The sequence below is a fragment of the Sporosarcina sp. Y352 genome (assembly GCF_056786535.1).
This window is the reverse complement of the sequence record NZ_JBXCJE010000029.1, coordinates 1-6668: the sequence shown is the minus strand read 5'-3', so window position 1 is coordinate 6668 and position 6668 is coordinate 1. Positions and strand designations below refer to the sequence as shown.

Sequence of the window (6668 nt, the reverse complement as noted above, 5' to 3'; positions counted from 1 at the left end):
TTTCCTTTGTTCACTACTCATGTCGCACGACCTCCATCTTATTATTAAAGTATAACAGGAGAGTACTGTACGACAACTAGCCTAACAGAGGGGGGTATGAAGGGGCTCAAATACTGATAATCCGTGGGAATGGCAAGAAACGACGATCTTTTCTAATTCGGTTAACGAAGGTAGTTGCGTCTAAAGATATTTTATTTTGTGTATGCAGCGAAATTTGCACCTACAGATCTCAGAAATCCATTGTGAAATGCTACACTTAAACTAACGAAGCAGTTTAGTTCAATAACCATAAATGAAACTTTAATTGGAAATTAACGACTTATTATGAAAAGGGGAATGCTTATGAGATTAAAATACTTTTTCTTTTCTGTAATAATAGCTATTGTTTTTTTATCGGGTTGTTCTAATCTTTTTAACAAATTATCAGCAGATTGGGCTTTTGGATTTGTCGTTTGGGATGGTTATATTTATCAATTAAGTGATGAATATGTAGATGAGATAGATGAAGAAATCGGCAAAGTAACAAAGTATTCAGATACGGAGAGAACGTACTCTGGAAACTTCTCGAATGTGTATGAAAAAGGCACAAAATATTACGCTATGCAAGGAATAAGCACGGAAAAAGCAATTGCTATTGAAGAAGAGGATGGTAAGTATAGAAAAGCAATTAGGGATGGAAAGTTCGGAGAAAAATAACTTTCATTTTTTAAGAGGCAGGTTAGTTGAAGAGCGTTGTTTAACTTGTGTTCAACTATCGGAGCTAGCTGCACTAATGTTGATGGTTGACTTGAATATATTGCTATGAATTGTGTGCTACTCTTCAATAGGAAGAGTAGCTTTTTTAGTTCGGGTAAATGTAATGAGGAATATCCATTATATAGGCTTGGACTTAGTCCCTTATCATCTTTTAATTGGTCAGTAATATTCAATGTATTAATTTTCTTTTCTTTTTGTTGTAAACCTTTTTAGTGTGAAAGACTCTTTATTAATGAAGGGCGTTAGAAAGGAGGAACTATGGGTTCTCAGTTTTTATTAGAAATATATAATAAACAGGCGAAAATGATTTATTTTTATTTGAAAAAGAATGGCTGTAGTCATGAAGATGCGGAAGATATTGTTCAAGAAAGTTATATGAAATATATCGCTTATAGTAGCGGTGTTGCATCCGATAAAGCCCTCTCGTATATTTTCACCATTTCTATGAATGAATACAAAAAGATGTTGAAGAAAAAAGGAAAAGAACAAGTGATTTCAGTTGATGATCATCATTTCTGGATTAATTTTGAAAACGATCAAGATACTGAGTCTAGTATCTTAAATAAAGAAATGAATCAGGAGATTTCATTTACGTTAGAGAATATGAAGGAAGTACATAGCCAGCTACTTGTATTAAAATATGAGCTTGAGCTTAGTTATAATGAAATCTCCCTATTACTAGGAATGAAGAAAGAAACAGTTAGAACTTATTTATTTCGGGCAAGAAGAGACTTCCAAGAGAAGTGGAGGAATTTACATGGATGAATTTACAGAGGATATTTTTGATGAGAAGAAGATAAATAAGGCAATAAAAAAAGGCAAAATAAAGACGATTATAACGATTGTTTTTGTTTCAGTTATGGTTTTTGTTGTTCTCAATATAGTCAACTTCGCTATTTCTGCTTACTTTAGCCAAAAGGCATTTAAGCAATGGGATTCATACGTTCGTCTAAGTACACCAAATGGCTACATCAGTGAAACCGTGGATTCAACAGGTATATTAGGTGGACAGAGTAATTATAAAATTTCTAAGGATATGAAAATAAAGGCAGTCGTTATCGAACAAAAACAATATCAATTTGGTATAACACCATCTCTATTAATTTCACGTGGGGCTGGGGGTATGGTAGGAATCACTGGTGACGATTGGCAATTTGGATATAAAGAAAATGGCTGGCGGGAACTGATGTTTTTTCATCCAGATGTCGCATATGAGAAATATAATAATGATGAAGATCTGATTAATCGTATGGAAGGGGATAAAATTTACGAGGTAGCGCTCTCTTTTGATAAGCCATATAAGCAAAGTGAACTGCCTTTATATGAACTTCCTGAAATGACCTGGTTTTGGATGAATACTTATAATGAAAGTGAACTAAAAAAATTCCAACAAGAGGCGAAAGAACATGATTGGTCATCGACTTTTATAGGAGAAAATGAAGCCTTAGGTTTTTCTACAAATTCAGCGGTATATTCAAGTGTTAAGTTGGATGATGAATATAAAGACTTTTTAAATCATTTGCAAACAAGTTTTTCTGAAGAACATCAGAACGTCCACGACATAATGAAAAATATGAGTATAGATGACGTAGAAATATTAGGGATAGTCATTTATGGTACAAAGAATGAGATAGAAGGAATTATCAAAAACCCCATCATTAAAGCATCTTCATTGGGAGGAGTTATTGATAATTATTGATTAAATCTATGTTGGAAAGGCACTAGAATAATGATTCTATTATTAAGTCTTCTTTCATTCAAAGGACGCGATTGTTTAAGAAGCGTCTCTGTTCTTATTAAACTCCCATGAAAATTAAAAAACGCTCAAAATCTATAAAACTGCATAACAAAAAAAGCTCAGAAAAAAAGGCTGAGCCTTCAAAATGATTATATTAAGTTGAAAGTTAATCAGTAACCAACTCCATTCTTTATAGAATAAAGGTAGGCTGGTGCAATAACCAGAGTAGGATTAATCTCCCATGAGTGCTACTCGTATAGAGTGCGACAGTCTGTGATGCACCGTGGTCGTTGGAGTCAGACTAACGGATGGGCTCAATGGCACCATAGTTCATCGACCTTCTTCGCCAGCCGTAGTATCCAATACCCGTTCTGCATATATTTTCATCCTCAGTGGTGTAGCGCTGACTTTGCGCTACATGTATGGCTAACGGGTGCTTTACTTCAATTAGGGGTTAAGCACCCTTTTCAATTCAACTAGGGCAGTTTAATTTTAACATTAGTGGTATAGTTTTACTTAGTTAAATGAAATGGGGGAATAGAATGAGAAAGTTTATAGTTTTGGGGATTTTATTGTTACTATTTTTAGTTGGTTGTTCAACTAAAACAACTGATAAAAAAGTTGCAACCCTTGTAAGTAATTACTTACAAGCTGTAGAAACAAAGGATATATCATCAATGGTAAAATATGCTGACGATATAAGATTTCCAGATAAAGCTGAGCAAAAAGAGCAATATTCAAGTATTTTTGACGAAGATATTCACTCAGATGTTACTGATACTAAAATAGTAGAGCTTAAAAAAGTAAATGAAACGGAGTTTGAAGCAACTATTGAACTGATTGAAGAGGGGAATTTAACCAAATTAACTTTCCCAGTTCAGAAGCAAAAAAGAGGTTGGAAAGTTATTGTTGGACAAGATAGAGCGCTACATGTATAGCTAACGGGACAGGTTAGTTCAATAAGCCGAATTTTTAAAAGGTAGGAAATAGTGTATAATAGAATTGTTAAACTTTTCGCATACATATTCCGTAAGTTTAATGAATAGGAGGAAGAAAAATGAAGAAAATTATTGGGATATTCATAGTTGTACTGATTTCAATAGGGGTAGCTGATATGTTACAAGGAGTTATTTTAACATTAATGTCTACAACGAATCCTTACTCACAAAGTACTCCAGAAATGGCGACCTATCTACAATACATAATTTCAGCTATAACGGTAACCTTAGCCATTTGGAGTATTCACAAGGTGAAAAGTTTAGTGAAAGACTCTAGAACATCAGTTAAAGTATCGTGAAATTTTATGCATTCAAGCAATTTGTTAGTATCCTAATTTTACTTCTTATTGCTTTTATAGTTGATTATTATATTCAAAACGTGAATGTAGATATAGAAAGTGTCGTACTGAACCAATTGATTATGTTTATTACTATTTCAATCCTTCTCTTTGTTTGTAATCAACTCATTTATAATTACGCTAAAAAAGAAGAAGAATTTATGCAACACAAGATTTGGAGTAAAATGTTTATCGTCATTTTAGGATGGTTAATGATTTCATTTATCGTATTTATTCTCTTGTTCTTTACGACATCTCTGGGAGATTTAATTTCATTACACGCATGGATTATGTTCATCGTAGTCTATTACTTTTTATTTGTTATAAATCTTTTTGTTCTATCAATTGTACATATCATAGTTGATATTTCGATGAAGCTAGAGAAAAAAATATTAATAACGTGGGCAAGCTCTTCCCTACTGATAGCGATTATTTTTTTTCTATTACCAATTTCTTTATAATAGAGAGTGTGAAAAATAGAAGACCATCTTAAACTAACGGGTGCTTTACTTGAAGATTGTTGAGCTGCTTAGACGGCTCTTTTTTTCTTGTTCAAGGGGTGTTAGTTGAACAAGGGAGAAGTCGATAATAACAACCGACAATCTTTATTTACCGGGTTCGGATGATAGGGAGAAAATTGAATAACTATTTAATAGGATACACAATTCACATGTGAATTGGTGTCTTTTTTTATTTTATCAGTCCTCCAAAGCAAATGACGCAGTCCTATCTAAACTAATTTTTCTTTAGGAAAGTTAAAACCTTTTTCGTACAAATTACGAATATACTTATAAGCAATGATTTTTGGAAAGCATGTGATGAATAAATGGAGAATGATCTACGCTGGATCAAACAGATAAAGAAAAATGCCAGCGAATCAGCGGCGAATGCGCTCGTGTCTAAATATTATAAGGAAATGTATGCTTTTCATTATAAGCAGACGTTGGATGCTGAGCTGTCACTGGATTTAACGCAGGAGCATTTCATTGTCGTCTTGCAATCCATACATAGTTACGACCCGAAAAAAGCATCTTTTCGTACATGGCTGTATAGGCTCGCTTCAAACCGTATCGTCGATTACTTCCGCTCTAAACATTATCGGTATGCACAATTTACACAGCCAATCCAAGACATCAATCAGGATTTCGAAGATGAATACAATTTGGAAATCGCTCTTGAACACAAGGAGCAATTTAAGCTTGTCAATGAATTAGTCAACCGACTTGATGCACATTCACAACAAATTATTCGCTTGAAACTCTTCGGTGATTATACGTTGAAGGAGATTGCATCCTTTGAAGCAATTCCCATATCGACTGTGAAAACTAGATACTACGCAGCATTGAAATTGATCCGTAAAGAAATGGAGGTGGAGAAACGTGAAGAAAGATCAATTTAAAATACCGATGCCTGATGACAGCACCATCGTTAGGCAAATCAGTCAAATAGTCTCACAAGGTTTAGTGAAGAGAGAATCCTTTTCGTCCTATTTGCAATCAATGGTGCAACAGGTGGGCTGGAGGCATCTATTTTCGGATCGATTGGAACTTAGCTTTATTTTAACTATCGTCATAGGAATATACAGCCTGTTTCTCATCATACCAAATCAAGTCGAAATCCAAGATCTTTACGCATTTATTTTTCTGTTGTCACCGATTCTGTTCCTTGCTCTCTCAATCTATACGTACGTGAATAAAACACAAAATGCTACGTACGACGTGGAAATGGCTTGTAAATATAATGTTTATCAAGTCATTGCCTTTCGAATGCTGGCGTTTAGTGTTTCTACACTGATCCTCAATACGTTGGCAATTGCCTTTATTGCTATGAAATTTGAAGAAATCCATTTTATGCGTGCGTTCATGCTATCTGGCACATCTCTGTTCCTATTTTCAATCATTCTTTTAGTCGCCTTGATGAATCGGAGGACAAAAGGGATTGTCACGGTAACAATAACGGTATGGATCATGGGTAACACACTTTTGAAGTCGGCGAATAACGATTTTTACAACGGGGTCCTTCTTCATATACCAGTAATCGTATATGCGGTTGTTCTACTCTGTTGCCTGATAATTTATATGAGCTACTTGAAAAAACTAATCGTATTCAAGCAGGTGGAGGGGGTATTTTAACATGTTAGTCGTGAAAAATGTCAGCAAGCGTTACGGTGATTTTACCGCATTGCAACAGATCAATTTAGAATTCAACACGGGTCTTTATGGATTGCTTGCTCCAAATGGGGCAGGGAAAACGACGCTCATCAAAATGTTGGCGACCTTGATTACGCCAAGCGAAGGGGAAATCTATTATAACGGAAAAAACATCATAGCTATGGATGAGCAGTACCGTGAACTGTTAGGCTTTTTGCCGCAGCAATTCGGTTATTACAAAAACTATTCGCCTAAGCAATATATGTTGTATTTAGCAGCCTTGAAAGGGTTAGGGAAAAAAGAGGCACTCCGAAAAATAGACGAACTCTTGGAAAAAGTCGCTTTAGGTGATGTAGTAAATAAAAAAATGAAGAAATTTTCTGGTGGAATGATTCAACGTGTCGGCATCGCTCAAGCATTGCTGAACGATCCGGAAATCCTCATTTTAGACGAGCCTACGGCAGGCCTCGATCCGAAAGAAAGGGCGCGTTTCCGTCATTTACTCACGGAACTCGCCCGTGACCGACTTGTCATTATATCTACCCATATCGTATCGGATATTGAATCGATTGCGAATGAAATCATTATGATCAAAAACAAGCAACTGCTTTATAAGGATTCGGTTGAGGATATTTGTTCAACATTGAAAGGGAATGTGTTCGAAACAACCGTCGATTTTGAATTGATG

Annotated in this window: 9 protein-coding genes; all 9 read left to right on the top strand. The window is 35.1% G+C overall.

Annotation, left to right across the window (positions count from 1 at the left end; all coding sequences use genetic code 11):
* The first annotated feature begins 342 nt into the window (after positions 1-342).
* Positions 343-696, top strand: coding sequence for a hypothetical protein (locus AC1TO6_RS20995; protein WP_482103529.1), 354 nt, complete (start codon positions 343-345; stop codon positions 694-696).
* Positions 697-1014: 318 nt separating this feature from the next.
* Positions 1015-1521 (top strand): RNA polymerase sigma factor, encoded by a 507-nt coding sequence (locus AC1TO6_RS20990; RefSeq protein ID WP_482103528.1) that lies wholly within the window; start codon positions 1015-1017, stop codon positions 1519-1521.
* Positions 1514-2455, top strand: coding sequence for an anti sigma factor C-terminal domain-containing protein (locus AC1TO6_RS20985; RefSeq protein ID WP_482103527.1), 942 nt, complete (start codon positions 1514-1516; stop codon positions 2453-2455). Before AC1TO6_RS20990 ends, AC1TO6_RS20985 begins: the two co-directional genes overlap by 8 nt.
* Before the next feature lie 581 nt (positions 2456-3036).
* Entirely contained in the window at positions 3037-3432 is a 396-nt protein-coding gene (locus AC1TO6_RS20980; protein ID WP_482103526.1) for a hypothetical protein, read from the top strand.
* A 119-nt stretch (positions 3433-3551) separates the two neighbouring features.
* A complete protein-coding gene (locus AC1TO6_RS20975) occupies positions 3552-3791 on the top strand; it encodes a hypothetical protein (RefSeq protein ID WP_482103525.1) in 240 nt (79 codons plus the stop codon).
* A 200-nt stretch (positions 3792-3991) separates the two neighbouring features.
* Entirely contained in the window at positions 3992-4291 is a 300-nt protein-coding gene (locus AC1TO6_RS20970; RefSeq protein WP_482103524.1) for a hypothetical protein, read from the top strand.
* A gap of 365 nt (positions 4292-4656) precedes the next feature.
* Positions 4657-5229, top strand: coding sequence for an RNA polymerase sigma factor (locus AC1TO6_RS20965; RefSeq protein ID WP_482103523.1), 573 nt, complete (start codon positions 4657-4659; stop codon positions 5227-5229).
* Positions 5210-5962 carry a hypothetical protein gene (locus AC1TO6_RS20960; RefSeq protein ID WP_482103522.1) on the top strand — a complete coding sequence of 251 codons (753 nt, stop codon included), beginning with the start codon at positions 5210-5212 and terminating at the stop codon, positions 5960-5962. Before AC1TO6_RS20965 ends, AC1TO6_RS20960 begins: the two co-directional genes overlap by 20 nt.
* Before the next feature lies 1 nt (position 5963).
* Positions 5964-6668 (top strand): ABC transporter ATP-binding protein (locus tag AC1TO6_RS20955; RefSeq protein ID WP_482103521.1); only part of this gene is annotated, 705 nt, incomplete at its 3' end.

Bases quoted from the DNA above. Each gene is read 5' to 3' on its own strand.
- AC1TO6_RS20995 (WP_482103529.1), top strand. From the start codon at position 343: ATGAGATTAAAATACTTTTTCTTTTCTGTAATAATAGCTATTGTTTTT.
- AC1TO6_RS20990 (WP_482103528.1), top strand. From the start codon at position 1,015: ATGGGTTCTCAGTTTTTATTAGAAATATATAATAAACAGGCGAAAATG.
- AC1TO6_RS20985 (WP_482103527.1), top strand. From the start codon at position 1,514: ATGGATGAATTTACAGAGGATATTTTTGATGAGAAGAAGATAAATAAG.
- AC1TO6_RS20980 (WP_482103526.1), top strand. From the start codon at position 3,037: ATGAGAAAGTTTATAGTTTTGGGGATTTTATTGTTACTATTTTTAGTT.
- AC1TO6_RS20975 (WP_482103525.1), top strand. From the start codon at position 3,552: ATGAAGAAAATTATTGGGATATTCATAGTTGTACTGATTTCAATAGGG.
- AC1TO6_RS20970 (WP_482103524.1), top strand. From the start codon at position 3,992: ATGCAACACAAGATTTGGAGTAAAATGTTTATCGTCATTTTAGGATGG.
- AC1TO6_RS20965 (WP_482103523.1), top strand. From the start codon at position 4,657: ATGGAGAATGATCTACGCTGGATCAAACAGATAAAGAAAAATGCCAGC.